At 58.0% G+C, this 24,284-nt stretch carries 22 protein-coding genes; 6 read left to right on the top strand and 16 right to left on the bottom strand.

Annotated features, from left to right (window positions below; translation table 11 throughout):
- Positions 1 to 43: 43 nt before the first annotated feature.
- A complete protein-coding gene (locus BUC04_RS04780) occupies positions 44 to 934 on the top strand; it encodes a LysR family transcriptional regulator (RefSeq protein ID WP_067657519.1) in 891 nt (296 codons plus the stop codon).
- Positions 935 to 949: 15 nt separating this feature from the next.
- On the opposite strand, the gene BUC04_RS04775 is transcribed toward BUC04_RS04780, so the two are convergent.
- From BUC04_RS04775 to BUC04_RS04695, 15 genes are all read right to left on the bottom strand, one after another.
- The gene (locus BUC04_RS04775; RefSeq protein WP_067657522.1) at positions 950 to 1,357 is read right to left on the bottom strand and encodes a cytidine deaminase; all 408 of its coding nucleotides are present in this window, start codon (positions 1,355 to 1,357) and stop codon (positions 950 to 952) included.
- Positions 1,332 to 1,757, bottom strand: coding sequence for a hypothetical protein (locus tag BUC04_RS04770; RefSeq protein ID WP_067657525.1), 426 nt, complete (start codon positions 1,755 to 1,757; stop codon positions 1,332 to 1,334). The genes BUC04_RS04775 and BUC04_RS04770 overlap by 26 nt, the downstream gene beginning before the upstream one ends.
- Complete coding sequence (locus BUC04_RS04765; protein ID WP_067657527.1) at positions 1,754 to 2,209, bottom strand: GNAT family N-acetyltransferase; 456 nt, start codon at positions 2,207 to 2,209, stop codon at positions 1,754 to 1,756. The genes BUC04_RS04770 and BUC04_RS04765 overlap by 4 nt, the downstream gene beginning before the upstream one ends.
- 85 nt (positions 2,210 to 2,294) lie before the next feature.
- Positions 2,295 to 2,750 (bottom strand): GNAT family N-acetyltransferase, encoded by a 456-nt coding sequence (locus BUC04_RS04760; RefSeq protein WP_067657530.1) that lies wholly within the window; start codon positions 2,748 to 2,750, stop codon positions 2,295 to 2,297.
- 92 nt (positions 2,751 to 2,842) lie between these two features.
- Complete coding sequence (locus tag BUC04_RS04755) at positions 2,843 to 3,313, bottom strand: GNAT family N-acetyltransferase (protein WP_067657533.1); 471 nt, start codon at positions 3,311 to 3,313, stop codon at positions 2,843 to 2,845.
- Between the two features lie 67 nt (positions 3,314 to 3,380).
- Positions 3,381 to 3,803 (bottom strand): GNAT family N-acetyltransferase, encoded by a 423-nt coding sequence (locus BUC04_RS04750; protein ID WP_067657536.1) that lies wholly within the window; start codon positions 3,801 to 3,803, stop codon positions 3,381 to 3,383.
- Between the two features lie 91 nt (positions 3,804 to 3,894).
- Positions 3,895 to 4,275: a DUF4345 family protein gene (locus BUC04_RS04745; protein WP_067657539.1), complete on the bottom strand. Its 381-nt coding sequence runs from the start codon at positions 4,273 to 4,275 to the stop codon at positions 3,895 to 3,897.
- Between the two features lie 12 nt (positions 4,276 to 4,287).
- On the bottom strand, positions 4,288 to 4,602 hold the full coding sequence (locus tag BUC04_RS04740) for a hypothetical protein (protein ID WP_200804663.1): 315 nt from the start codon (positions 4,600 to 4,602) through the stop codon (positions 4,288 to 4,290).
- 84 nt (positions 4,603 to 4,686) lie between these two features.
- Positions 4,687 to 4,965: a hypothetical protein gene (locus BUC04_RS04735; protein WP_067657542.1), complete on the bottom strand. Its 279-nt coding sequence runs from the start codon at positions 4,963 to 4,965 to the stop codon at positions 4,687 to 4,689.
- A gap of 39 nt (positions 4,966 to 5,004) precedes the next feature.
- A complete protein-coding gene (locus BUC04_RS04730; RefSeq protein WP_143165540.1) occupies positions 5,005 to 5,337 on the bottom strand; it encodes a hypothetical protein in 333 nt (110 codons plus the stop codon).
- 94 nt (positions 5,338 to 5,431) lie between these two features.
- Positions 5,432 to 5,938 (bottom strand): YgjV family protein, encoded by a 507-nt coding sequence (locus BUC04_RS04725; protein ID WP_067657548.1) that lies wholly within the window; start codon positions 5,936 to 5,938, stop codon positions 5,432 to 5,434.
- Positions 5,939 to 6,356: 418 nt separating this feature from the next.
- Positions 6,357 to 8,069, bottom strand: coding sequence for a PQQ-binding-like beta-propeller repeat protein (locus BUC04_RS04720; protein WP_082766596.1), 1,713 nt, complete (start codon positions 8,067 to 8,069; stop codon positions 6,357 to 6,359).
- Between the two features lie 888 nt (positions 8,070 to 8,957).
- A complete protein-coding gene (locus BUC04_RS04705; protein WP_067657558.1) occupies positions 8,958 to 10,586 on the bottom strand; it encodes a PX domain-containing protein in 1,629 nt (542 codons plus the stop codon).
- A gap of 177 nt (positions 10,587 to 10,763) precedes the next feature.
- Positions 10,764 to 11,942, bottom strand: a complete 1,179-nt coding sequence (locus BUC04_RS04700) for a BamA/TamA family outer membrane protein (RefSeq protein WP_082766597.1) — start codon at positions 11,940 to 11,942, stop codon at positions 10,764 to 10,766.
- A 65-nt stretch (positions 11,943 to 12,007) separates the two neighbouring features.
- Positions 12,008 to 13,684, bottom strand: a complete 1,677-nt coding sequence (locus BUC04_RS04695) for a porin family protein (RefSeq protein ID WP_143165539.1) — start codon at positions 13,682 to 13,684, stop codon at positions 12,008 to 12,010.
- 346 nt (positions 13,685 to 14,030) lie between these two features.
- Here BUC04_RS04695 and BUC04_RS04690 point away from each other — a divergent pair, with 346 nt between their 5' ends.
- Positions 14,031 to 14,957, top strand: coding sequence for a LysR family transcriptional regulator (locus tag BUC04_RS04690; protein WP_067657561.1), 927 nt, complete (start codon positions 14,031 to 14,033; stop codon positions 14,955 to 14,957).
- A gap of 93 nt (positions 14,958 to 15,050) precedes the next feature.
- Here BUC04_RS04690 and BUC04_RS04685 read toward each other — a convergent pair whose 3' ends face one another.
- Positions 15,051 to 15,404, bottom strand: coding sequence for a RidA family protein (locus BUC04_RS04685; RefSeq protein WP_067657564.1), 354 nt, complete (start codon positions 15,402 to 15,404; stop codon positions 15,051 to 15,053).
- A 209-nt stretch (positions 15,405 to 15,613) separates the two neighbouring features.
- Here BUC04_RS04685 and BUC04_RS04680 point away from each other — a divergent pair, with 209 nt between their 5' ends.
- The 4 genes from BUC04_RS04680 to BUC04_RS04665 all read left to right on the top strand — a co-directional run bounded on the left by BUC04_RS04680 (position 15,614) and on the right by BUC04_RS04665 (position 24,211).
- Complete coding sequence (locus tag BUC04_RS04680) at positions 15,614 to 16,690, top strand: efflux RND transporter periplasmic adaptor subunit (protein ID WP_067657567.1); 1,077 nt, start codon at positions 15,614 to 15,616, stop codon at positions 16,688 to 16,690.
- Positions 16,690 to 19,797 carry an efflux RND transporter permease subunit gene (locus BUC04_RS04675; RefSeq protein WP_067657570.1) on the top strand — a complete coding sequence of 1,036 codons (3,108 nt, stop codon included), beginning with the start codon at positions 16,690 to 16,692 and terminating at the stop codon, positions 19,795 to 19,797. The genes BUC04_RS04680 and BUC04_RS04675 overlap by 1 nt, the downstream gene beginning before the upstream one ends.
- A gap of 215 nt (positions 19,798 to 20,012) precedes the next feature.
- Positions 20,013 to 21,089: an efflux RND transporter periplasmic adaptor subunit gene (locus BUC04_RS04670; RefSeq protein WP_067657924.1), complete on the top strand. Its 1,077-nt coding sequence runs from the start codon at positions 20,013 to 20,015 to the stop codon at positions 21,087 to 21,089.
- Positions 21,089 to 24,211: an efflux RND transporter permease subunit gene (locus BUC04_RS04665; RefSeq protein ID WP_067657573.1), complete on the top strand. Its 3,123-nt coding sequence runs from the start codon at positions 21,089 to 21,091 to the stop codon at positions 24,209 to 24,211. The genes BUC04_RS04670 and BUC04_RS04665 overlap by 1 nt, the downstream gene beginning before the upstream one ends.
- Positions 24,212 to 24,284 lie beyond the last annotated feature (73 nt).

Genomic DNA, 24,284 nt, shown 5'->3' with positions numbered 1-24,284 from the left:
CACGCATTATGCTGGGGTATCACGTTCATCTATTCCCGGCCCCATGATTACCCTCGAACAAATCACCTGCTTCCAAGCTGTCTATCAACAGGGCAGCTACAGCGCCGCCGCACGTCAGCTCAACAAAGACCGGACCACGGTCCGGGAGCACATACTGGCGTTGGAGGACACGCTCAACGCCTCCGTCTTTGAGATTGAGGGAAAGAAGGCCGTGCCTACCGAGCTGGGCCACTACCTTTTCCCCCGTGCCAGCCTGTTGCACAAACACGCCTTTGAGTTCATGCATTCGGCGCTGTCGATCCAGCAAAGCGAATTGGCAGAATTGACCATCTGTTACGACGCCCAGGTGCCTCGGGGCCTGATCGCGTCAATGGGTAGCACCATCGCCGAGACATTCCCTTATCTGAGAACCCATTTTCTGCACCGGAATCGTGATGAGAGCACCCGGGCTTTGGAGCAAAGCCAGGCCCAACTGGCTTTTGTGATGACCGCCGGTGGCACCTACGCCCCGGAGCAGGTGGGTATGCTCAATTTGGGCAGTGCCGAGTTTCGTCCCTATGCCCACCCCAGCTCCAACTTATGCCGACCCAAGCCCATCTCCCTCAATGAGCTGACCAGCGAGTTGCAGTGGGTGGTGGAGAACTCGTTGCAGTCCAGCCTGAAGACGCTGAATGTGTCGAGTACCCAGCATATCGTCAGCAATATCGATCTGCTGGTGGATATGCTGGCGCAGCGAGGATGGAGCCTGTTGAACTGCAAGGATGCACAGCCCTATTTGGCACAGGAACGATTGAAAGAGATAAAGCTGGAGCAGATGTCGGGATCATACCAGGCCAGTGTGGCGCTGTTTTATGATCTCGGGGTTGAGGGCAACCCGGTTATCCAACATCTGCTTAAGGTGATTCCGGCCTTGGGTAGGGAGTATCTGACTTAGCCTAGTTACAGCAGGCTAGAGCTTTTCGCCGTTGACCAAAGACCAGTGGTGCGGCATAAGCTCGCGCAACGATTTGAACACCAGCGTGTTGTCCGGGGTAGAGATAGCGGCTTGCACGTCGCCACCCCAATGCACCAGCCGCTCCTGGCAGATGCCGCAGGGGGACAGGATCAGAAACTTGCCGTGTTCATCCTCGCGGCACAGACAGAGCGAATGGGTTACCGCCTCGTCCAGCTTGTGGGCCTCCAGGTAGGCTCCTACCTCCATGCACAGCGACAGCGCATCATTCTTCACGTCCGGCCCGACACTGGTGAGGATCCGCCCCGACTCGGTGCGTACGGCGGCGGCACCACCAAAGCCGGTGGGGTAGCGCTGCTTAATCAGCTCAACAGCGCGGTTATACAGTTCTTGTTCTATCGACATGGTTATCCCTGTTATTGGAGTTGTTGGACCAAATGCCCTCTGAATGAAAGGCGTAGCGGTATGGCGGGTAAAGAAGCACAAAGGTCAGTACTATCCTGAAGGCTAAGAACAGCCAGCTGAGCATGTCGGCCTGGCGCATTAGAAAAGGAACTGCCTGGTAAGTGGCAATGCCGCTAAGGACAATGCTTGTGGGGGCGTACAAGATAAAGAACCCTTGCCACAATCTTTTCCAACCGATGTTTACCTCGTAAGCAAACCCATAGTAAGGGATCAGCATGAGGGCACTGAGTGCCAGGCCGATGAGATCGCCTGGACTGACTGAGTTCGAGAAAGGGACCCGAGTCACCTCCAAAAAGGTGGATAGAGCCAAGAACCAGAACAGAATCTTCCAAAACTTCATCGTATGCCCTGCATAGACTCGGCCTGTGTGTCCCAGACCTTTAAAAATCGAAGCCCGTGAACTTGATAGCCACAGGCACGGTAAAATTCGTGGGCTGCATTGCGGTGCTCGCTGCTGGTGACTTCCACCTTATAACAGCCCGACTCGACAAAGTACGACTCCGCCGCCTGCAGCAGCGCCTTGCCGGTGCCCAGCCCTCGGTGGTTCTCATCAATCACCAGGCTGGTGATTCGGCCACAGTAGCCTGCTTGATGGAGCAGGTTGGTGAGATGGCAGGAGACGACACCAACAATCTGACCGTCATACACCGCCACGAAAACCCGGTCGAAGGGGGAGTCACTCAGACTTCTCAGCTTCTCCTGAATCAAGGCGACCGTAACGGAGTAACCCAGTTGATTCATCAAGGGCACGATCGCTTCAATGTCGCCATGTTTGGCCAGTCGGATCTCCATCTCTCTTTTCCTATCTCCCTGTTACATTCCCGTGTGTGCGGCGTAGATTCGGCTTGGCACCCTGTCTTGGTCCTATTGGCGGAGCTCAAGGCTCCAGCTTGAGCACCATGGGTACGTAACGGATCCCTTTCACCACCTGCTCACCGTCGGTCTTGATAAAGCCACAACGCCGGTAAAACCCAATGGCATTGACAGAGGCTTTCAATTCGAGGCTTTGGCTGCTTGTCTGAGCCTTGACCGCCTCTATCAAGCGTCGGCCAATGCCCAGCCTCTGATGCTGCGGGCAGACGTAGAGCTGCGCCACGTAGTTACCCTCTCGCCAGGCGATGTAACCCACCAGCTTTGAACCCAGTGTGGCTTTCAGGGCGCGGTAGGTCTGCGTATCGGCAATCGATGTGATGTCACTGCGTCTTGCCGCCCGCATGGTGTCTTGTCCTTCCGCGTTCAGATGAGGGATGACCTGAGCTTCATTGGTTCGCTCACCCAGTTCGAGGATGGCGTCGAGATCTGCGCCAGAGACCGGATTAATCTCAACCGTCATGGCCTTTCTTGCAGGGATAGGGGCTGGGGCTGGGGCTGGGGCAGGGGCAGGGGCACTGTCGTGCGTTGGTTGAACCATATTGGACGGCACCCTCAGCCATTGAGCGTTTGCGACAGGGTGCGTGACTGGGTGGTGAAGCCGAGCTTGGTGTAGAACGCTTGGGCTTTTGCGTTGAACTCCATCACCTCCAGCCGCATCTCGGCGGCGCCTGCGCTCTCTGCCCATTCTCGACATGCCTGCATCAGCGCCTGGCCTATCCCGGAGGACTGGTGCGCTTGGTCGATGACGATGGTGCCAACTCGGCAGATGGGCACCGTGACAAAGAAAGGGATGGTGTCGTTTTGGCTGACGTTGGCGGTCAAGAAGCCGACCACCTTGTCGCTTAAGGTAGCAACCAGGAAAAGGCGCTCGGTGTCGTCCAGCGCATTGAGAAGAAAGTCTCTGCCAGCATCAGAGGATTCGGCAAACACGTTGGGGGCGCGCTCATGGTGCAGATCGTTGATCTGCGTGTTTAGCGCAAACAGCGCATCGATATCGGCCTTGCTGGCCTTTCTTATCTTCATCTGAAATCCGTTTCTCTACACCGACTGACTCTCGTTGCTATCCGTGACAGGAACTGGGGGCTGTTGGTTAAACCGAGTCGTAGCGCTTTACCAGGAAAACACGCTCTGGACTGTTGGGGATACCGGTTACCTTGCCAACCACCTCAAAGCCCAGCTTCTGGTAAAAGTCCGGCGCCTGAAAACCCAAGGTGTCCACTTGGGCCGCCACACAGCCCCGAGCCTTGGCTTCGTTCTCGGCCTGCATCATCACCTTGCGACCCAGCCCTTCACCTCGGGTGCTCTCGTCGACCCACAGCACCTCAATCAGGAACTGGTTGTAGATGGTGCGTCCAGCTACCCCGGCAATCACTTTGCCCGCTTCGTCCTTGGCAAAGGCCAACAGGGGGCGGGACTTTTCGTTGCCCAGGTGCTTCGCATTAAACGCCCGGACACCGGTTGCCAATGCCTCGAACACGTCGGGATTGTCCTGGTCTGATACTTCGATATTCACTCTGCCTTCCAACCCTTTCTCTCTGTTTTTGTACTTCTGTCTTTACTTCTGCTTAGGGGTTCTGTTTCTTGGCTCTTTTTCGCGGCGCTGCTTACTTTGAGGCAGTTGCCGGCCTTAGGTACAGCGCCAAGGTCCCGAAGACCAGTTCTGCAATCAGGTATACCCACATCAGGGCGTTGGGTTGACCGTCCATCAGGATACCGACCGTGCGGCCCAGCGCCATCAGCAACAAGACCAAGCCGACAATAAGCAGAGCCAGGTCCACATCGTTTCTAAGCTTCACCACCAAAAGAAACACCACGCCTATGGCCAACTGAGCCCCACCATAGGTGGCCCTAAAATCGATGCTGGCGGAGGAGGCCGCAGGTGCTGAACCTGTTACCCATAGCGCCATGTCAGCAGGGAGCACGATAAACAGCGCGCCGTAGACAACGAAGAAGAGTGCCGTTAGGTATACCAGTAGCTTTGCCATTGCTTGAATCCGTTAAACCCCATGCCCTGAAGTGTCATCTGAATGGTGCACTTGGCCAATTGGAGCGCAGTCCAAATGATCCGGTGTCGTCAGGTTCGTCCCACACACCTGACATTGGTAATCCCGGTTGGGTTCTCCTTCCATCGCGACCGTGGTGATCGCCTCAAGCAATCCAGTGAACAGCGCCTTTATCCCGGAGGTGGGCGCTTCCTCTGCCCCTGCCTGAGAGAAGCTTTGATACCGGTGCAGGGTAATCTTCTTGCAGTGACTGCAGAAGGCTTTGATTTCCTCAGGTCCGTAATCCTTTACCAAGGTCTTTTCCTCCAAGTTGTTCCTTTGCTACTGGCTCATAATCCATTGAGTCACAGCGCATTGTGGCCAGATGGCCCAGCTACTAGCTACTGCATCTTGTTAGGTTTTGCCTTGGCTGACAAGGTGCACGGTTCTGACTCGATAGTTCTCTTCAATCGCAACGGTTGCCGCCATCAAGCCTGAAAGAAACAACGTTGTAATGCATACAGGGATATAAACAACGCTCGTGGTGATGGCCAAGGGGCCGGAAGACAGCGCATTAACGATGAATAATATCAGCGTTAGAAAACTGAGGAAGATGCCAAAAACTGCGGTCACTCTGGCGAGCAATAGTAGCAAGCCGAGGTTTTCAGATTTTATGTTTTTGTAAGGCTTCATCAATACTCCTTTTTCGATGAAATAAAACACTGGCTCAAGTCACCTTTTTACAACTATTCCGTTTCTATCTCGCCAGCCATCAATCTCTGGTGTGGAGAGCAGATAGGCGTGAAAAGTCAGAATGCCGTGTGTTCTTCGGACTCTCTCAGCCCAAACAACACCGAGCCCCAATCCAATGAGACCGGATGCACCAACTATGTAGATTGCCACTTCCACAGAGAAGAAGGCAAAGCTGACTGCGCTCAGCAGCACCAGGATCCCTGCTGGCGCAACGACAATCTGTAGGTACAGCAGGGCCACCATCAAATAACCCAATCCATAGAGGTGAAGCTCAAGTAGCTTCAGCATCGATGAAACAACCTTCCTCAACAACCTCTCCTCCTTGAGATCTCTTTGGGCCCCAACAAGCGGCAAGCAGAGTGAGCCCCGTGACCATTGGGAGCACCCTTGATTGGTCCATAGTTCTTTATCCGATGGTCGCCCTGGACTTTACGTAATACCTAAAGTATCCAATCAGATTGCTTAGGATAAACAGGAGCTCCATGACCACGGCGGTTGGTGAGCCGACTATGTAATTGTGCACTAGCCAAAAGCTTGTGCCGACTTGCATAAACTCTCTTAGCCTCCTATCGTTGGCCTGAAAGGCCCCGATAGTCTGAAGGCAGGAACCAAAGCAGCTCAGCACACTAGCTATTCCAGAATAAGTGACCAAAGACAAACCAATTGAGGTACAAACAAACCCCCATTTAAGTATCCCTTTCGTAGAGAATATGCTGATGAAGTACCTTACAGTCGCGATAGCCATTAAACCTGCGGCGGTCCACTGCTCAAGCAAAGCGAAGTGGCTTGAAATTAGCACTCCTGCCATACACAAGCAGCCAACAATCTTACGTCTGTCTTTCAATTGAAATGACAGTAAATCGAAGACTATCGCTATTGATACTAAAACTTGAGAAAGCAAGAAAGCTGACATGTTCCCTCAAACAATAAAACAGTGTTATTAAGCGGAATGTCCGCTTCCAGCGGCACATAGAGCGACTTCATAACCCTGGTGAAAGTGGCATCACGCTAACAAGCGAATCATGCTCAATCAATGAGTTGGATACGATGGGACACTGTTCGTTGAGGGAGACAGTCGACCCAAGGGTTGAAGGGAGAATAACCGGCTTTTACGAGGTTGGAGAGCCGCTGAGGCTCGTTGTAGCTAACGCTTCGAGAGGACTGAGCTGCGGCTGGGTAGGCCAGGGTAGGCGAGGCTAGACGACGGGGGCAGACGGTTTTGCGGCCAGCAAAAAGCCCCGCCTCTATTGCTAGAGAACGGGGCTTTTTCGTGGCTGAAACCTTAGTTCACTTTACCGACGGCTTGGTAGCTCTTGGTTGCCCTGCATGCACTACTTAGAGCGAAGATCAAAAGCCACCAGCCTGCCATCGCTTCGCCTCGCCCCTGGCGCCAGGAACAAGATCCGATTGTCTGAAATGGACATCATACCGGGCTCACCATAGGACCAAACCGACTCCTGAGTCTCTAAGTCAATGGCATAGATATTCTTGTTTGTGCTGACAAACAAGAGGTTGTCAGTCAAAACAACATTTCTGTGAAACGACGTGTCTTCCGTCGAAGGCGAAACCCAGCTCCAAAGAACCTCACCGGTCAACTCATCAATAGCATCCAGAGCTACTGGACTTTCCTTTCCTGCATAAATAACCCCTTTCGCTGCTGCAAAAAAGGTCCTGTAAGTAAAGCGGCTGGTCCAAAGGTACGCCTGCTCCTCAATATCAAAATTTGAGATCACACGGTTATCGAAATGCTCAGCATTACTGCTTGCTAGACCGCTAAAGGCCCCGCCGCTGAAGGCAATAACATTGTTGTTTGAACCAATTACTGGAGAACCGTGGTAATCGTAATTGTTATTCCCGAACGGATCATCAATGGTCCCAATCAATTCACCATTATCTTTGCCAAAGATGGTTAGCTTATTTCCACTATGAACGTATACATGCCTGCTATCCACAGCCGCCGAATCCATTCCCCAGGAAGTACCCGGGCCTTGACTCCATAGTTCTGCACCATTATTGATATCGAAGGCATAGGTCTGTCCACCGTAATAGCCTCCAGTCTGATAAACGAGCTCTTCATAGACTGTGGGGGCTAGGTAATTGCCCCATTGAGAAGAGAATTTTGTCTGAAATTGCAATCTTCCATCGGTCCGGCTAATTGCCCAAACCTTGGTATCCTGATGTCCCGATGTGGAAACAAATAACGTGCTGTTATTGATGGCTGGTGGATTAAGTGCAGGCATACTACCAAATGACAGCCGCCAAGTCTCTTCACCGGTTAATTCATCCAATGCAATGGCAGCAGCATCACCGTTATAGACGTCAGTTGAGATGTATACCTGGCCACTCCCGGCGACTGGTGCATTGATACCGCCAATAGGCTCAGAAGACTCAGAGCGTTGCCATTCCCACAACTTTGTGAACTCCGAGTGATTAATCCAAATAGGAACGTAACCGTTGTGGGATGCATTTGCTTGGTGAGTCTGCCATTCAGGAACAGGTTGAAGTTCAACTTGAAGAGTCAAGGAAACCGATGAATCTGAGTAGATACCCTCACAGGCCTCATCCTTACATGCGTCCACCGTCATCATTCCCGTGTGTGTGCCGACAGCCAAGGTCGGCTGCAACTCGGTTTCGAGGGTAAATCGGTCGACTTCTGAAACCTCTGCAATGGCGGTTTTAACAAGGCGTCCGTCCTCATCGACTAGACGAACATACAAGCTATGGTCCCCCAAATCGGTCGCAGACCATGCCCCCTCAACAGAAATTGGTAAAGCATCGCCCACACTGCCTAGCAATTGCACTGTCGGAGTCTCAACATCCAGTGTCACAACAGGCTCTGCTGGCTCTGGAGGGGTATCTTCCCCAGGAGTTTCACCTCCATCCGTTTCTTCCTCGGAGTCATCCTCCTCAGGATTTTCCTCATCCGGAGATTCGGGTACTTCCGGGATATCCGGCGTTGGAGTATCTGTTCTTTCTGAGTCGCTGCCACCTCCACAACCTGCGAGAACAAGTGCTGTGAGAAAGACATAGCCAATTAGCTTCATACTTATTAATTTCCTTATATCTTTAGTACGGTCACTACAGGAAAAGTGAGAAAAACAAAATCGTCATAATGGAATAATTGTATTTTATCCACCAAAAAAATGTTCCCCATGGAAATGCAAACTACCAAAGAGGGTCGTTATAGCAATGATGATGCAACCGGGTTCCTTCATCTAACTAGTCGCCTTTATGCCACTAAAAGGGGCGGATCGTAGCGAGCTCCCCTGCACGGAGTGCGCAATTCTGATTGGGATTGCTATGTGTTTGTTTCGTTGGCCACGGAATACTTTTTGTACTTACGATCATTTACGAGCCACATTATTAAACCATATAAAAGCCCAGCGACTGGCCACACTATGTAATGAACTATCGCGGCTTTAGACAGAAAGCCTTCAGAAAACGGTCGGCTCATAAACGCCATAGCAATGAACATTGGAACTCCCCAGGTTAAGAGTCCATCTATCACGCAGTATCGGAGGCATCCTTTTGAGCGAGTAGCCGTCCATGCTTCGTATTGGTCTTTATCCATCGAATCCTCCTTGATTCGAGTTGAACACATAACAGTGGTATTAAGCGGAATCCCGCTGTCATCGACACATTGGTCTACTTCATTCTCCTAGCGAAAGTGACTCCAAGCTACCAAGCGAATTCAGCTCAATCAATGGGCTGGATACGGAACTTTAGTAACCTCTAGATGAAACAGATAAGCCAGCCACTTAGCAGTAGCGACTGGCTTAAGGGAGCTTAAATGTCAGAGCTTTTCGCTTTGACTTCTATTGCGAGATCGCAGGGTGAGGTTGGACAGGCTGACGGGTAGTGGAAAGATAAAGCGGCCAGCAAAAAGCCCCGCCTCTATTGCTAGAGAGCGGGGCTTTTTCGTGGGTGGAACCTTAGTTCACCTTACCGACGGCCTGGTAGCTGCTGCGGTAGCGGGCGTCGAACTGGTCCTGCTCCAGCGGCAGGTCGGCCTGGCCGATGCGCTTGAGGCGGGCCTTACGGATCGGCGTTTCGTGGTCGCCACTGTTGTCCACCAGCTGGCCGGCTTCGCCGTTGGCCAGGGCGTGGAGGAACTGCGGGCCCTGCTGGTCGCTAACCACGAAGGCCTGACGGGCAATCATGCCGCCGATGGTCTGGAAGGTCAGCTCCACCGGCAGATCCGGCACAAAGAAGTTGCCGCGGCTGTAGCCGATGACCGGCGGCCAGATTTGGCTCTCTTTCTGTTCGTGCTCCGCCATGGCGTAGACGTTGCGGTTGATCAGGCGGCAGTCGCTTTCGGTGCTGCTGCACAGGCCGTCCTCGGTGCTGGCACCGGTAAAGTAGGTGGCGCTGTAGCGGGCGGCGAAGCGGCCGGTTTCCAGGTCCTTCTCATTGCCCAGGCGATAGGCCAACTGGTTCAGTTCACAGTTGGGGATAAACTCCGGGTCGATGGGCAGGTTGGGCAACTCCGGAATGCCGATGGCCGGGTACTTCTCCCGCAAATCGTCAAAAAAGGCCACCAGATCGCTGTAGCTCAAGCCGCCCAGGGAATCACACAGGGTGTCGCTGAGCATAAAGGGAAAGTCGATGCTGCTGGAGACAAAGGGCACGTCGGTCGCCAGGCCAAAGGCCATCGGCTGAGCGGCCAACAGGTTGTCCTGGGCGTCGATGCGTTGAAGGCTCAGTACATCGTCCTGCTTATATTCAAAGCTAGCGCTGTGGCTGAACTCTTCATCGCTCTGGCCCAGCAGGGCGACCACGCCATCCTGCAGTTGGCCCAGGATAGACTGAGTCATCGGCGCACGAGAGCTGCGCAAGCCCAGGTATTGCTCGCTCCACTCCTGCTCCATCAGATCTTCCACCAGCAGAGACGCGGGGGCATCCGCCAGGGTCACCGGCAGTTCGTCACCGTCGTCGTAGTCTGCGCTGTTGATCTGCTCGCTGCCCACCAGCTGGCCGTTCTGGTACGCCAGCAACTGTACCTCGGTGTCGTTGGCCAATACCAGGGTGCCACCGTTGTAGTCCAGTACCCCATCACCCACGGCCTGGATCTCGGCATCGGCCCACTCGCTTTGGTCCTGCAGGTAGATCACCTTGCTCTTGCCCTGGATGGCGCTGCACGGCGTCACATGCTGCGGCTCGACGTTGGCGATCTCAACACGGTAGGACTGCTCATCGCCGTCGAACATCGCCAGCTCGAAGGTGCTGCTGTCCCAGCGGATCAGCTGCGGGTCCGGGGTGTAGGCGTAGCTGACGTACTTGGCACCTTCGGGTGCCGCGGCCAGGTCAATGAAGCCCTGGGCGTCGCTGGTCATCACCTCGCCCACCACGGTGCCTTCGGCATCCTGAAAGGCGTAACGAACGCCCTCGATGCCGCAGTTGGCAAAGCCTTGGGCGCTCATGTAGAGGCCGGGGCGAAGCGGGGCTACGTGCTCGGCGTCCGGGATCTGGGTTTCCGGGTAGGCCGGGGTGCGGGTGCTGTCATCGCTGCTGCAGGCGGCCAGGGCCAGGGTGAGCAGGGGCAGGGCAAAACGTCGGGTCATGTTGTTTTCCACCTTTATAGGAGCTGGTATGAACGATGGCGCACAGGATAAAAATTGAGCGCCATCGTCTCCAATCGCTTTTGATGGGCGTGATCCGTCGATGGAGCACAGCCATACCCGGACGGCCTCGTGGGGCCGTCCGGTACTTTTTGTTTGAGGGTCTGGGATGGGCTTGGGTTAGAAGCCGGTGCCCATGGTGATGTAGAACGCCTGGTCTTCGTCACTGAAGGCGACGTCCACCCCCATGTGGATGCCGTAGCGTCGGGCGATCTTGTAACGGAAGCCGGTACCGTAGGCGTCGGCGGTGCGGCTCTCCTGACCACTGGTCAGGCTGTCCTGACGGGTCTGACCGACGCCGTAGAAGCCCAGCAGGGTCCAGCGGTTGTCGATCTTGTAGCTCAGCTGGGCCTGTACCGCGCCGACTTCATCGCCCTGGTAGCGGAAGGCCGAAATACCGCGCAGCTGAATGTAGGGCTGCATGGTGGGCGGCAACACGGACTCATCGCTGTACTGCGCCTCGTAGCGACCAGCTACAGCCACGGCCCATTTCTCTGCCAATGGGAAGTAGGCTTCACCGGTGACGGTGAGGTTCTGGTAGTCGTAGTCAGAGCCGATGGCGTCGTCGTACACCATGTAATCGACTCTCACCTCGTAGCCTTCGGTCGGGTAGAACAGGTTGTTGCGGGTGTCGTACTCCGCCACCAAACCCAGGCCTGAGATGGTGCTGTCGTCCAATCCGGTCAGGCGGAAGATGCCATCGACGATGTCGCTGGAGGAGGAGAGGGTGGTCTTGGCATAGAACTGTTTCACCCCGAGCAGCAACGGGGTGTCGCCCACTCTAGCCTGCACTTCCTGCAGTACCGCTACGGCCTCGGTCTCAGTGTTGAAGCTCATGCGCTGATCGTTGGGTAGCAGGCCGCCGAGGTCTGAGTAGAGATCCAGGGTGATCTGACCCATCCCCACGCCACCGAGGTAGCGGATCTTATCTTCACCCCAGGTGTGGCGGTGGCCTGCCAGGGCAAACCAGGAACCGTTCTCGGTGCCTAGGGCACCGACCACGGTCGCCGCCGGCGGCAGCAGGGAAGCGCCGCCGTCAAAGCTGGTGAGTGCCTGCTCTTTGCGGGCCTGCTTGTCCGCCTCGGACTCGTGCAGGAACAGGCCAGCAACACCAAAACCGTAGCCCACGGCGGGCTCAGTGACGATGATCGGCACCGGCAAGAAGCCGTAGGCGTTCTCCGCCAGGTAGTTGCCCATGTCGAAGCGGCCATCGACTGGATCGCTAAAGTCGATGGCGGCCAGTGCCTGGGGCGCGGCCAGTGCCATGGCTGCCGCTGCTAGGGTTCTGTTTTTCTTCATCTTAGGTATCACAATAGTCGGGCCACCAGCGCTGTTTCCAGTCCGGCTGGTGGCCGAGGGTCAAATCAGAACCGGTAGCCCAGGTTCAGGGTGAAGGAGTCACGGGTCTCACCCAGGTTGTACAGTGCGGTGAGGTTGAAGTTCTTGCCAATCTGCTTGTTGAAGCCAATCAGGCCAGCCCACTTGTTCAGCTCTACCCCCACGTCGTAGGTGAAGTCGCGGCCCAGGGCGTCGATGTAGCCCAGGTTGCCGGTCATGCGCGGGTCCAGGTCCTGGTATTCAGCACCGATAAACACCTGGGCGCGGGCGTCAGCAAACTGGTAACCCAGCATTGGCTGTACGGTCAGTACGCCATCACCCCAGTGATCGCTGTTCTCAAACAGGGTCTTGGTGAAGCTGGCGGTCACCGAGGCGAAGAACTGCTTGTAGCCGACTGACAGGGTGGTACCCACACCGGCGATGGTGTAGTTCAGATCCAGCGGCACGTTAAAGCGGGTCGGGTCACAGAGGTTGGCCCCCAGTTGTCCTTCCAGGTAGTTACAGGCCATCGGCCCACCGATGGTACCCAGGTTGTCTTCCAGCACGTCACCCAGCAGACCGGTGTATTGGGCGTCTACGTCGGCGGTGACGTTGAGCTTGCCAACATGACCGAACACGTTCCAGAAAGGCAGGATGTTCACGTCGCCACGGACGGTCAGGATCTCCGCATTTACATCGCCGAAGGTGGCCTCAGGATCGATAACGTCGTTGAGGATGGCGCCCATGATGTCGAAGTCGTTAAAGCCGACGTCCATGTTCTGGTTGCGGTAGGAGACGGACACACCAAAGGGCAGGGGCAGGTCGATGCCCTGTCGGCGCACCATATCGCCCATCAGCGGGAACACGCGATGCAGCTTAACGGTTTGCTCACGCAGACGCGGATCAGAGGCCTTCTGCAGCAGCGGATCATCCAGCACCACGGTGCCCAGCTCGTCGTCGTACACCGCAACCGGGGTGACTTCCAGGTGCAGGGATACCGGCTTGCCCTTGCGGGTGCCCTTGGCGTCCAGCACCTTTTGCGCCATCAGCACCCGGCCATTCTCCAGGGTGCGGAAGTTCAGGGTTTGGCGGTACTCATTGATGCGGTAGCCATCCAGATCAAAGGGCTCGCGGTTGGTGACGGTCATGGTCTCGACCTCGCCGTCTTGTGCCACCACTTCCACCTGCATGTGGCGGAAGTAGGCGATGTCCTGGGGCAGGCCAAACTTGGAGTAGTTAAAGCTGATCACCAGCTGACCGTTGTCCTGCTCATCCACCTGCACTGAGGAGCGGTCGTAGCTCTGGGCGTACTTCTTCAGGCGGTACTGGGAGCGGGTCAGGGTCTCGATGCGATCCACCAGGTCTTCATGCTCGTCCAGCTCAGAGGGGTTGTACTTAATGCGCAAGTCGATGTTGCCCTTGGTGTCAGTGGTCTGCACCAAAAAGGCCTGGGATTCTTCAACGCCATCCTCGGTCTCGTAGCGACGGGTGGCCAGCTCCAGCAGGTGCTCGCTCTGGCTCAGGGAGCTTAGGCCCAGCTTCGGCAGGTTGGCGGGCAGGCCGTGCTGTTCAAACACATTGGGCTTACCGGCAGAGGCGACGAACTCCTCTTCGGTTTGCTCCGCCATGGCATCAGCGCCAATGGACAGGCCAACAAACAGGGTCATCCACTTGGCGGACGACAGAGCAACTTGGTAGGGCGAGAACTGTTCTTGGTAACTCATGATGTGCATTCCAGATAGCGACCCGCCAAAGCTATGGAAGGGGTCGGATCATCGTCGGATCCGAACTCCCTTGTTCAGATCGTATCGAGTTGCCCGAGGAGGGCGCATCAGGCGATGAGAGAGGCACTGTTGTTGATGCAGGGGTTACCCGCTGTATTGGCTCCCATCGGCTGTGGGGGCGCATACTAGCGACGAGGATTGCAACGGAACAATCGCACTTGACGGACGAAATCCTACAATTGAACTCGATCATCTGTTCAGAAACGGGCAAGGTGAGAATGGTTAGACTTTTGCGCCCGTGAGAATGAGTCGCCCAGGATTATGGCAAAATAGTGAGGGAATCCAGATGCTTTTCAGCCTTGAACAGCTCAGTGCCTTTGTCACCGTGTACGAGTACGGCAGCTTCAGTAAGGCCGCCGCCAAGTTGGAGAAGCACCGTACCACGGTGGCCCAGGTGATCGGCAACCTGGAAGACCTGGTGGGGGTGGAGCTGTTTGAGCGGGTGGGCCGGTCGGTCAATCCCACCATCGAAGGGGAGAAGCTTTACCACTACGGCAAGCAGGTGATTGAGCAGGCTCGCGCCTTTGATAAGTTTGCCCTGAGTCTCTCTTTCAACCAGCTCGAAACCCTCAACCTGGGCTATACCACCATCCTGCCCCACGGCCTGTTGGCTGCAATCCGGCTGCGTTTGGCGGAGAAGTACCCCAGCATGGCGGTGAACTTTATCGCCCTCACCAAGAATGAGACCAAAAGTGCGCTCAACGAGGGCCGGGTTCACATCGGCATTGTCAATATCGAGCAGCGCAGCGTCATCCACAGCATGGATGCCACCTTCCTGGGTTATCTCACCTTTGGCGCTTACGTTGCCAAAGACAGCCCATTGGCCAAGATGCCCTCCGATCAGGTCTTCACGGCATTAAAGACCGAACGCCAGTTGGTGCTCAGCTCGATGATTGAGGATGAGCTGTCTGAGAAGGTGATCCTCTCCGCCAACTATGAGCGGGTTGATCAATTGTCCTTGGCAATAAAGCTGGTGGAACAGGGGGTGGGCTGGAGTTTGCTGCCGCGGGCGCTGATCGAGACCGAGTACGTGAAGGAGCGATTGGTGGCGGTGCAGGCGGATGAGGTGTTGCGGGAGGTCGCTTTCCCATTGGCGGTGTGGTCGCCTTTTTCTGAGCAGGTGTCCGGCATCAAAAAGCTCTTGGTGGAGGAGATCAAAGAGTACGTTGTCGCCATGGGAGGCGTGCCCAGCTCTCGAATGGATAAGGGCTGATAACGGAAGCAAAGATGCAGTTAAAAGCATCTAAAAAGCGCGATGGTCGTCGAACGGTCATCGCGCTTTTTCGTTTCAAGCTCAGGCAGAGGCTCAGCGTTTTACCGCGGCCACCACGGAGATCTCGACTTTAAGCGCAGGGCGAGCCATGGCCGCTTCGACGCAGGCGCGGGCCGGGGCATGGCCGGCGGGCACCCAAGCATCCCAGACGGCATTCATGGCGGCAAAGTCATCCATGGTGCTCAAGTAGATGGTGGCGGAGAGCATGTGCTCGCGATCGCTGCCAGCCTGTTCCAGCAGGGCGTCGACCTTGTCCAGCATGGTCTGGGTTTGCTCGGTGATGTCGGCGTCGGCGTCTTTGCAGACCTGGCCACAGAGGTAGACGGTGTCGTTGTGTTTCACGATCCGGCTCATGCGGGCGCCGGTTTCCATACGTTCAATGCTCATACAGGGCTCTTGTTGAAGGATTTGACCGCGACAGTCTAGGGGAAGCGACTTCCCTTAGCGAGTCCATCCTTGGCCAATGCCTCAGGTTGCAAGCTTGTAAAAATACAAGTTTGGTAACGAATTTCTGGGTAATGCAACGTAAATGCCATTGTCTCGCCTTAGGCCTTGGCTAAACTGCAGTCTGGCGGTTGTAGCAGCACATAAAAACGATGAAAAACTCCCTCATTACCGGTTTTATCATGGTCCTTTTCCTGGCTTCGGGCGTCTGGCTCAAAGATCACTGGGATCAACAGCGCATTGAACGTCAGAATCGCGACCGCACTGTGCGTGTGGTGGTGGAAGACGCGAAGTACTCCTCGGTGACCCGACAGGTCGAGGCGCTGGGCGACATCCGTGCCCGGGAGTCGGTGGAGATCGGCTCCAAGGTCAACGAGGTGATCGACGGAATCCACTTCGACAGCGGCCAGCGGGTCAGCGAGGGTGATCTGCTGGTGACGCTGGAAGCCGGAGTGCAGCAGGCCAGGGTGCGGGAGGCCCAGGCTCGGCTGGAGGAGCACCAGCGTGAATATGGCCGCATCGAGGAGCTGGTAAAGCAGCACACCATCGCCCAGAGCCAATTGGACCAACTGGCCACCAAGATTGAGGTGGCCCAGGCGGAGGTGGCCCGCTACAACGCTGAGCTGAAGACCCGCAAGATCTTCGCCCCCTTCGACGGCGTGCTGGGCCTGCGCGAGGTGAGTGTCGGCGCACTGGTGACCCCCAGCACCCCTATCACTACCCTGGATGACCTGGAAACTGTCCACCTGGATTTCAATGTGCCGGAGCGCCATATGGCCAGCATCCGCGCCGGTAAGCCGGTGGTGGGACAGGTGGCGGCCTTCCCGGAGGAGCGCTTCTTTGGCACCGTGCTGCACGTGGACAGCCGGGTGGATCCTACCACCCGTTCGGTGATGATCCGCGCTGAGATCAACAACCGTGATCTCAAGCTGCGCCCCGGCATGCTGATGACCCTGCGGATGATCACCGACGAACGCGAAGGCATCGTCATCCCGGAGGAGGCGATCCTGGCCCAGCGGCAGGACCACTACGTCTACATCGTTGGCGAGGACAACACCGTTGAGCGCCGCCGTGTCCGCCTGGGCTGGCGCACCCGCGGTAAGGTGGAGGTACTGGCGGGTCTGGACGAGGGTGAGTCGGTGGTGATCCGCGGCCGTGACCGCATCCGCGCCGGCTATACCGTTGACCCGCAGCGGGCGGAACGCTTTACCCACCTGGGAGCCCGCTGATGCTGCTGACAGACGTCTCGGTTAAGCGCCCGGTTTTTGCCTCGGTTCTGAGCCTGCTGCTGATCGCCTTTGGCCTGGTGGCCTTTGGCAAGCTGCCGCTGCGGGAATACCCCAACATCGACTCGCCGGTGATCAACATCAGCGTCGGCTACCGGGGCGCCTCGGCGGCGGTGGTGGACAGCCGCATTACCCAGTTGATCGAGAGCCGGGTCTCCGGCATCGAAGGGATCCGCAACATCACCGCCTTCAGCCGCGATGGTCGAGCCTCGGTCAACATCGAATTCAGCTCCAGCCGCGACATTGATGTGGCGGCCAACGACGTGCGCGACAAGGTCTCCCGCATCGGCCTGCCCCAGGAGGCAGACCAGCCCCGGGTGACCAAGGCCGAGGGCAACTCCGAGGTGATCATGTGGGTCAACCTGACCTCGGATCGCATGGGCAACCTGGAACTCACCGACTACGCCAACCGCTACCTGCTGGATCGCTTTGCCGTGGTCGACGGCGTGGCCGAGGTGCACATCGCCGGCGCGCGCTCCTACGCGGTACGGGTCTGGATCGACAACGAGAAGCTGGCGGCCCGGGGCCTGACGGTCACCGACATCGAGAACGCCCTGCGCAGCGAGAACGTTGAGCTGCCCGCCGGCTCGCTGGAGTCCAAGAGCATGCAGTACTCGCTGCGGGTACAGCGCAGCTACCGCTCGGCGGAGGATTTCGGCCGGATGGTGATCGGCAACGGTCGCGATGGCTACCTGGTGCGGCTGTCGGACGTCGCCCGGGTGGAGCTCACCGCCGATGAGGACCGCCGCACCTTCCGCACCAATGGCCAGGATATGATTGGTTTGGGGATCACCCGCCAGTCCACCGCCAGTACCCTGGATGTGGCCACTGATGTGCACCACACCATTGAGCAGATCAATCGCACCCTGCCGGACGGCATGGCGCTGAGCCCGGATTACGACACCTCGGTGTTCATCCAGGCCTCCATCGATGAGGTGTATTCCACTTTGCTGGTGACCATGGCACTGGTGGTGCTGGTGATCTACCTGTTTTTGGGCAGCGTGCGGGCGGTACTCATTCCCGCCATCACGGTGCCGGTGTCGCTGATCGCCAGCTTTATGGTGCTCTATGCCCTGGGCTACACCATCAACCTGATTACCCTGCTGGCGATGATCCTCGCCATCGGCATGGTAGTGGATGACGCCATCGTGATGCTGGAGAACATCCAGCGCCGGGTCGAAGAGGGCGAGCCGCCGTTGAAGGCCGCCTTCCTCGGCGCCCGCCAGGTGGGCTTTGCCATTGTTGCCACCACCTTGGTGCTGGTGGCGGTGTTCCTGCCCATCGGCTTTATGGACGGCGATCTGGGCCGCCTGTTCCGGGAGTTCTCGGTGGCGATGTGTGCGGCGGTGATCTTCTCCAGCCTGATCGCCCTGACCCTCAGCCCGATGATGGCCTCCAAGGTGCTCAAAGCCAACAGCCACACCCCCTGGATCGTCGTCAAGGTGGATGGCGCTTTGGATAAATTGAAGGTGCGTTACCGCGCTCTGTTGAAGGTGTGGAGCAAGCACCCGGGCCTGGTGATGGGATTGGTGGGCTTTGCCATTGTCGGCAGCGCCTACTTTGCCAACAAGCTGCCCAGCGAGTTTGCCCCCCGCGAGGACCGTGGCTCCATCCACGTGGGCTTCCACGGGCCCCAGGGTGCCACCTACGAATACATGCGCCCCTACGTCGATGAGATTGAGCATCGCTTGATGCCTTACATCGAAAGCGGTGAGGCGATCAGCCTGTCGATGCGCTCACCCCGCGGTTGGGGCCGGGTGCAGGACTTCAACAACGGCGTGGCCATCATGCGCCTGGCGGACTGGAGCGAGCGACGCAACGCCTTCGACATCGTCGATGAGCTGCGCGAAGAGTTCCGCGATCTGGCCGGGGTGCGCGTTGGCGCCGGGACGCCGCAGCCCTTTGGTCGTGGCGTCGGTTCACCGGTGCAGTTTGTCATTGGTGGCGGCAGCTACGAGGAGCTGGCCCAGTGGCGGGATCTGATCCTGGAGGAGGCGGAGAACAACCCGGGCCTGCGCAACCTCGACCACGACTACCACGAGACCAAGGCCCAGCTGCGGGTGGTGATTGACCAAGAGCGGGCCAATGACCTGGGCGTGTCGGTGCGGGACATCGGCCGAACCCTGGAAACCATGCTCGGCTCCCGGGTGGTGACCACCATGGAGCAGCGGGGTGAAGACTACGACATCATCCTCGAAGGGCTGCGGGAGCGACAGAATACCGCCGAGGATCTGGCCAGCATCTACGTGCGCTCCAACCGCACCCGGGCGCTGATCCCGCTGTCTAACCTGGTACAGGTGGAGGAGTTTGCCGACGCCAACCGCCTCAACCGCCACAAGCGGATGCGGGCGGTGACCATTACCGCCAATCTCAACGACGGCTACAGCCTGGGGGAGGCGCTGGATTACCTCAACGGCCTGGTAAAAGACCTGCTGCCCTCCGATGCCATGATCAGCTACAAGGGCCCATCGCAGGACCACTTCGAGTCCGGCTCGTCGGTGGTGTTTGTCTTCGCCCTGGCGCTGCTGGTGGTGTTCCTGGTGCTGGCGGGGCAGTTTGAGAGCTACGTTCACCCCTTTGTGATCATGCTGACGGTGCCGCTGGCGGCCTTTGGCGCGTTGGTGGGGCTCTACTTTACCGATCAGAGCATCAACCTCTATTCGCAGATTGGCATGATCATGCTCATTGGTTTGGCGGCCAAAAACGGTATCTTGATTGTGGAGTTTGCCAACCAGCTGCGGGACCAGGGCGTGGCCTTTGACGATGCCATTGTCGAAGCGGCGCTGGCCCGACTGCGCCCCATCATCATGACCGGCATCACCACCGCCGCCGGCGCCATCCCGCTGGTGATGGCCAGTGGCGCCGGTGCCGAGACCCGCTTCGTGATTGGCGTGGTAGTGCTGTTTGGGGTGGTGATCGCCACCTTGTTCACCCTGCTGGTGATCCCTGTGGTCTACCACATGCTGGCCAAGCGGACCAACAGCCCGGAGTTCGTTACCCGGATTTTGGAGCAGCAGCTGGCGGACCCAGAGCACCGCAAGGCTGCATAAACAGAAACCCCGGCCATCGCGTCGGGGTTTCTTTTTACACCCTACCTTTTGTCATTTCACTCAACCGGGTGATCGACCCGTAAGCCCTGCCCGTAACCACCGCACCTTGACCAGAGGGCGCTGAACAACCTTTTGTAACGGAATGTGATATGCATTGTTTCAAAAAGGTTGGGCGCTAGACTGAACCAAACCCTCAAGGAGAAGAAGGTGTGACCATGCGGACGAGCGGGACGGCAGCCATTGTTGGGCTGGCATTATTGGCCGGGGCAGTAGCCTACAAAGAGTGGCAAGCCACCCAGACCCAGGCCCAGGTGGGTGAGCGACCAGCGCCCAGAGTGGTGGTGGCGGAGGCTCGCATGGAGCCGATGGCGCGGGAGGTAGAAGCGCTGGGCACTGTGCGCGCCCGGGAGTCCGTGGTGCTCTCTGCCAAGATCACCGAGAAGGTGGAGCAGGTTCACTTTGAGGACGGCGACGTGGTGGAGCAGGGACAGCTGTTGGTGACCCTGCGCGATGGCGAACAGCAAGCCAAGCTGCAAGCGGCCCAGGCGAACCTGACCGAGCAGGAGCGGGAGTACCGTCGCATCGAAGGGCTGGTTAAAGCCAAGACCATTGCCAGCAACGAACTGGATAAGATCCTCACCGACATCGACGTGGCCAAGGCCACCCTGGCCCAGTACCAAGCCGAGCTCGATGCCCGTTATATTCGTGCCCCATTCAGCGGCTTACTCGGCTTTCGTGCGGTCAGTCCTGGTGCTTTGGTGACCCCGGAGCGTGAGCTCACCACCCTGGATGACCTCTCCGTGGTCAAGCTGGATTTCCCCGTGCCCGAACGCTTCCTGGCGGAGATCCGCCCGGGCAAACAGGTACTGGCCCGCGCCGCCGCCTACCCTAATCAAACCTTCGAAGGCCGGGTTACCGGCATCGACAGTCGCGTCGACCCCACCACCCGCGCCGTGGTGGTACGGGCGGAGATCAATAACGCCGAGCTGCAACTGCGCCCGGGTATGCTGATGTCGCTGCAACTGATTGTGGAGCAGCGTCAGGGTGTGGTGGTGCCGGAGGCAGCTTTGGTGCCGCGTCAGCAGAACCAATACGTTTTCGTGGTGGACGCCGACAACAAGGTGGTGCAACGCCAGGTGGTGCTGGGGATGCGTAAGCGCGGTAGCGTCGAGATTGTCGAAGGGCTGCAAACCGGCGAGAAAGTGATCACCTTGGGCACCAACCGGGTCCGCCCCGGCCAACAGGTGCAGACCGAAAAGGAAGAGAGCTTCACCGGTGAGAGGGCGGTCTGATGTTGTTAACCGATGTCTCCGTCCGCAGGCCAGTCTTTGCCTCGGTCATCAGTTTGTTGCTGCTGGCCTTTGGCCTGGTGGCGTTTGAGAAGCTGCCACTGCGAGAGTATCCCAGCATCGACCCGCCGGTGATCGACATCCAGACCGAGTATCGCGGCGCCTCCGCAGCGGTGGTGGAGAATCGCATCACCCGCCTGATCGAGGACCGGGTCTCCGGGGTGGAGGGGATCCGCGACATCATCTCCAGCAGCCAGGATGGCCGCTCCCAGGTCACCATGGAGTTTGAGATCAGCCGCGATATCGATGCCGCCGCTAATGACGTGCGTGATCGTTTGTCTCAGCTGATCCGCGAACTGCCCGACGAGGCTGAGGCGCCGCGTATCGCCAAGGCGTCCGGCAGCAGCGAGGTGATCATGTGGCTCAACCTGGTGTCGGACCGCCTCAACACCATGGAGCTGAGCGATTACGCCAAGCGCTACCTGCAAGACCAGTTCTCGGTGCTCGATGGCGTGGCCAACGTGTACCTGGGCGGTGCCCAGACCTATGCCGTAAGGATCTGGCTCGACCGGCAGAAGCTGGCGGCCCGTGGCCTGTCGGTGGAGGACGTGGAGAACGCCCTGCGCTCTGACAACGTGGAACTGCCCGCCGGTTACATCGAGTCCGACACCCGCCTGTTCTCGGTGCGGGTGCAGCGCAGCTTCCGGGAACCGGAGGATTTCGCCAAGCTGGTGCTCGGCGCCGGCCAGGATGGTTACCTAATTCGCCTGGCGGACGTGGCCAAGGTCGAGCTGGGCTCCGACGAAGAGCGGTTGATGTTCCGCGGCAACACCATGGACATGCTGGGGATCGGCATCACCCGCCAGTCCACCGCCAACACCCTGGAGGTGGCGCGGGAGGTCAACGCCCTGGTAGACCGGCTCAATCCCACTCTGCCGGAGGGGATGGAGATCAAGCGCTCCTACGACTCCTCGGTATTTATTCAATCCTCGGTGGATGAGGTGTACCGCACCCTGTTTATTGCCATGGGGCTGGTGATTTTGGTGATCTATCTGTTCCTTGGCAGCGTGCGGGCGATGCTGATCCCGGCGGTGACCGTGCCGGTATCGCTGATCGGTACGTTTATTATTCTCTATGCACTGGGCTTCTCCCTGAACCTGCTGACCCTGCTGGCGCTGATTTTGGCCATCGGCATGGTGGTGGACGATGCCATCGTGATGCTGGAGAACATCCACCGTCGCATCGAGGAGGGTGAGCCGCCACTGAAGGCCGCCTTCCTGGGGGCGCGCCAGGTGGGCTTTGCCATCGTCGCCACCACCCTGGTATTGATCGCGGTGTTCCTGCCCATCGGCTTCCTTGAAGGGGATCTGGGCAAGCTGTTCCGTGAGTTCTCCATCGCCATCAGTGCGGCGGTGATCCTCTCCTCTTTGGTGGCCCTGACCCTGAGCCCGATGATGGGCTCCAAGATCCTGCAGCCGGTGGAGCAGACCCCGGCGCTGGTGCGTCGCATCGACAACGGCGTCGACTGGCTCAAGGGCCACTACCGCAATGCCCTGGGGCGCTGGGTACACAAGCCCTACCTGGTGATCTCGGTGATTGTTGTGGCCCTGGTGGGCAGCGGCTGGCTGCTGACCAAGCTGCCCTCGGAGTTCTCCCCCAAGGAGGACCGCGGCTCCATGTTCCTGATCGTCAATGGCCCGGAGGGCAGCACCTACGAGTTTATGCAGCGCTACATGCTGGAGATCGAAGACCGGCTGATGCCCTTGGTGGAGGCTGGCGAGGTGAAGCGACTGCTGATCCGGGCGCCCCGCGCCTTTGGCCGCACTGAGGACTACTCCGGTGGCATGGCCATCATCGTGCTGGAGGACTGGGCAGTCCGTCGCAGCGCCTTTGAGATCGTCAACGACATCCGTGGCCGCTTGAGCGACCTGTCCGGGGTTCAGGCCTTCCCCATCATGCGCCAGGCCTTTGGCCGCGGGGTAGGGAAGCCGGTGCAGTTCGTCATCGGCGGTGGCAGCTTCGAGGAGCTGGCCCAGTGGCGTGACACCATCATGGAGAAGGCCGCAGAGAATCCGGGCCTGGCGGGGCTGGACCACGACTACAAGGAAACCAAGCCGCAGCTGCGGGTGGTGATCGATCTCGACCGGGCCGGCGATCTGGGCGTGTCGGTGCGGGCCATCAGCCGTACCCTGGAATCGATGCTGGGTTCCCGCCTGGTCACCACCTTTGCCCAGCGAGGGGAAGAGTACGACGTGATCATCGAAGGGGAGCGTGACCGGCAGAACACCGCCGCCGATATGTCCGCCCTTTATGTGAAGGCCGAGCGCAGCGGCGAGCTTATCCCGCTCTCCAACTTGGTCCGGGTGGAGGAGTACGCCGATGCCAAGAGCCTGAACCGCTTCAACCGGTTGCGGGCCATCACCATCGAGGCCAACCTGGCCGGCGGCTACACCCTGGGTGAGGCACTGACCTACCTCAATGGCTTGGTAGAGACCTACCTGCCGGAGGAGGCGTCTGTCAGCTACAAGGGGGCCTCTCGGGACTTCCAGGAGTCTGGCAGTGCCGTGACCTTCATCTTTGCCCTGGCATTGGTGGTGGTGTTCCTGGTGCTGGCGGCTCAGTTTGAAAGCTACGTCCACCCCATGGTGATCATGCTGACGGTGCCTTTGGCCACCTTTGGTGCGCTGTTGGGGCTCTACTTCACTGGTCAGAGTCTCAATATCTACTCGCAGATCGGCATGATCATGCTGGTGGGATTGGCGGCCAAGAACGGCATCCTGATTGTGGAGTTTGCCAACCAGCTGAGGGACCAGGGCAAAGAGTTTGATGACGCCATCATCGAGGCGTCGCTGGCACGTCTTCGCCCGATCCTGATGACCGGCATCACCACCGCGGCCGGGGCCATTCCTTTGGTGCTGGCCACAGGTGCCGGGGCGGAGACCCGCCTGGTGATTGGTGTGGTGGTGCTCACCGGCATTACCGTGGCGACCCTGTTCACCCTGCTGGTGATCCCGTCGGTTTACCACATGCTGGCCCGTCACACCCAGAGCCCGGAGTTTGTCAGCCGCAAGCTGGATGCCCAGCTGGCCGAAGAGAACACGGTACTGTTCAAAAAACACGGGTAACTCAAGGGGTTAAAAACTATGGCGCCGTGATTGGCGTCATAGTTCGCTTCTTACCGCTTTGCTAGTGTGTTGA

The sequence above is a fragment of the Ferrimonas marina genome, from assembly GCF_900129905.1.
Classification (GTDB): domain Bacteria; phylum Pseudomonadota; class Gammaproteobacteria; order Enterobacterales; family Shewanellaceae; genus Ferrimonas; species Ferrimonas marina.
This window is presented reverse-complemented; position numbering and strand designations above follow the sequence as displayed.

Excerpts from the sequence above, each read along its gene's own strand:
- BUC04_RS04780 (WP_067657519.1), top strand. The coding sequence starts at position 44 with ATGATTACCCTCGAACAAATCACCTGCTTCCAAGCTGTCTATCAACAG.
- BUC04_RS04775 (WP_067657522.1), bottom strand. The coding sequence starts at position 1,357 with ATGTCGATAGAACAAGAACTGTATAACCGCGCTGTTGAGCTGATTAAG.
- BUC04_RS04770 (WP_067657525.1), bottom strand. The coding sequence starts at position 1,757 with ATGAAGTTTTGGAAGATTCTGTTCTGGTTCTTGGCTCTATCCACCTTT.
- BUC04_RS04765 (WP_067657527.1), bottom strand. The coding sequence starts at position 2,209 with ATGGAGATCCGACTGGCCAAACATGGCGACATTGAAGCGATCGTGCCC.
- BUC04_RS04760 (WP_067657530.1), bottom strand. The coding sequence starts at position 2,750 with ATGACGGTTGAGATTAATCCGGTCTCTGGCGCAGATCTCGACGCCATC.
- BUC04_RS04755 (WP_067657533.1), bottom strand. The coding sequence starts at position 3,313 with ATGAAGATAAGAAAGGCCAGCAAGGCCGATATCGATGCGCTGTTTGCG.
- BUC04_RS04745 (WP_067657539.1), bottom strand. The coding sequence starts at position 4,275 with ATGGCAAAGCTACTGGTATACCTAACGGCACTCTTCTTCGTTGTCTAC.
- BUC04_RS04735 (WP_067657542.1), bottom strand. The coding sequence starts at position 4,965 with ATGAAGCCTTACAAAAACATAAAATCTGAAAACCTCGGCTTGCTACTA.
- BUC04_RS04725 (WP_067657548.1), bottom strand. The coding sequence starts at position 5,938 with ATGTCAGCTTTCTTGCTTTCTCAAGTTTTAGTATCAATAGCGATAGTC.
- BUC04_RS04720 (WP_082766596.1), bottom strand. The coding sequence starts at position 8,069 with ATGAAGCTAATTGGCTATGTCTTTCTCACAGCACTTGTTCTCGCAGGT.
- BUC04_RS04705 (WP_067657558.1), bottom strand. The coding sequence starts at position 10,586 with ATGACCCGACGTTTTGCCCTGCCCCTGCTCACCCTGGCCCTGGCCGCC.
- BUC04_RS04700 (WP_082766597.1), bottom strand. The coding sequence starts at position 11,942 with ATGAAGAAAAACAGAACCCTAGCAGCGGCAGCCATGGCACTGGCCGCG.
- BUC04_RS04695 (WP_143165539.1), bottom strand. The coding sequence starts at position 13,684 with ATGAGTTACCAAGAACAGTTCTCGCCCTACCAAGTTGCTCTGTCGTCC.
- BUC04_RS04690 (WP_067657561.1), top strand. The coding sequence starts at position 14,031 with ATGCTTTTCAGCCTTGAACAGCTCAGTGCCTTTGTCACCGTGTACGAG.
- BUC04_RS04685 (WP_067657564.1), bottom strand. The coding sequence starts at position 15,404 with ATGAGCATTGAACGTATGGAAACCGGCGCCCGCATGAGCCGGATCGTG.
- BUC04_RS04680 (WP_067657567.1), top strand. The coding sequence starts at position 15,614 with ATGAAAAACTCCCTCATTACCGGTTTTATCATGGTCCTTTTCCTGGCT.
- BUC04_RS04675 (WP_067657570.1), top strand. The coding sequence starts at position 16,690 with ATGCTGCTGACAGACGTCTCGGTTAAGCGCCCGGTTTTTGCCTCGGTT.
- BUC04_RS04670 (WP_067657924.1), top strand. The coding sequence starts at position 20,013 with ATGCGGACGAGCGGGACGGCAGCCATTGTTGGGCTGGCATTATTGGCC.
- BUC04_RS04665 (WP_067657573.1), top strand. The coding sequence starts at position 21,089 with ATGTTGTTAACCGATGTCTCCGTCCGCAGGCCAGTCTTTGCCTCGGTC.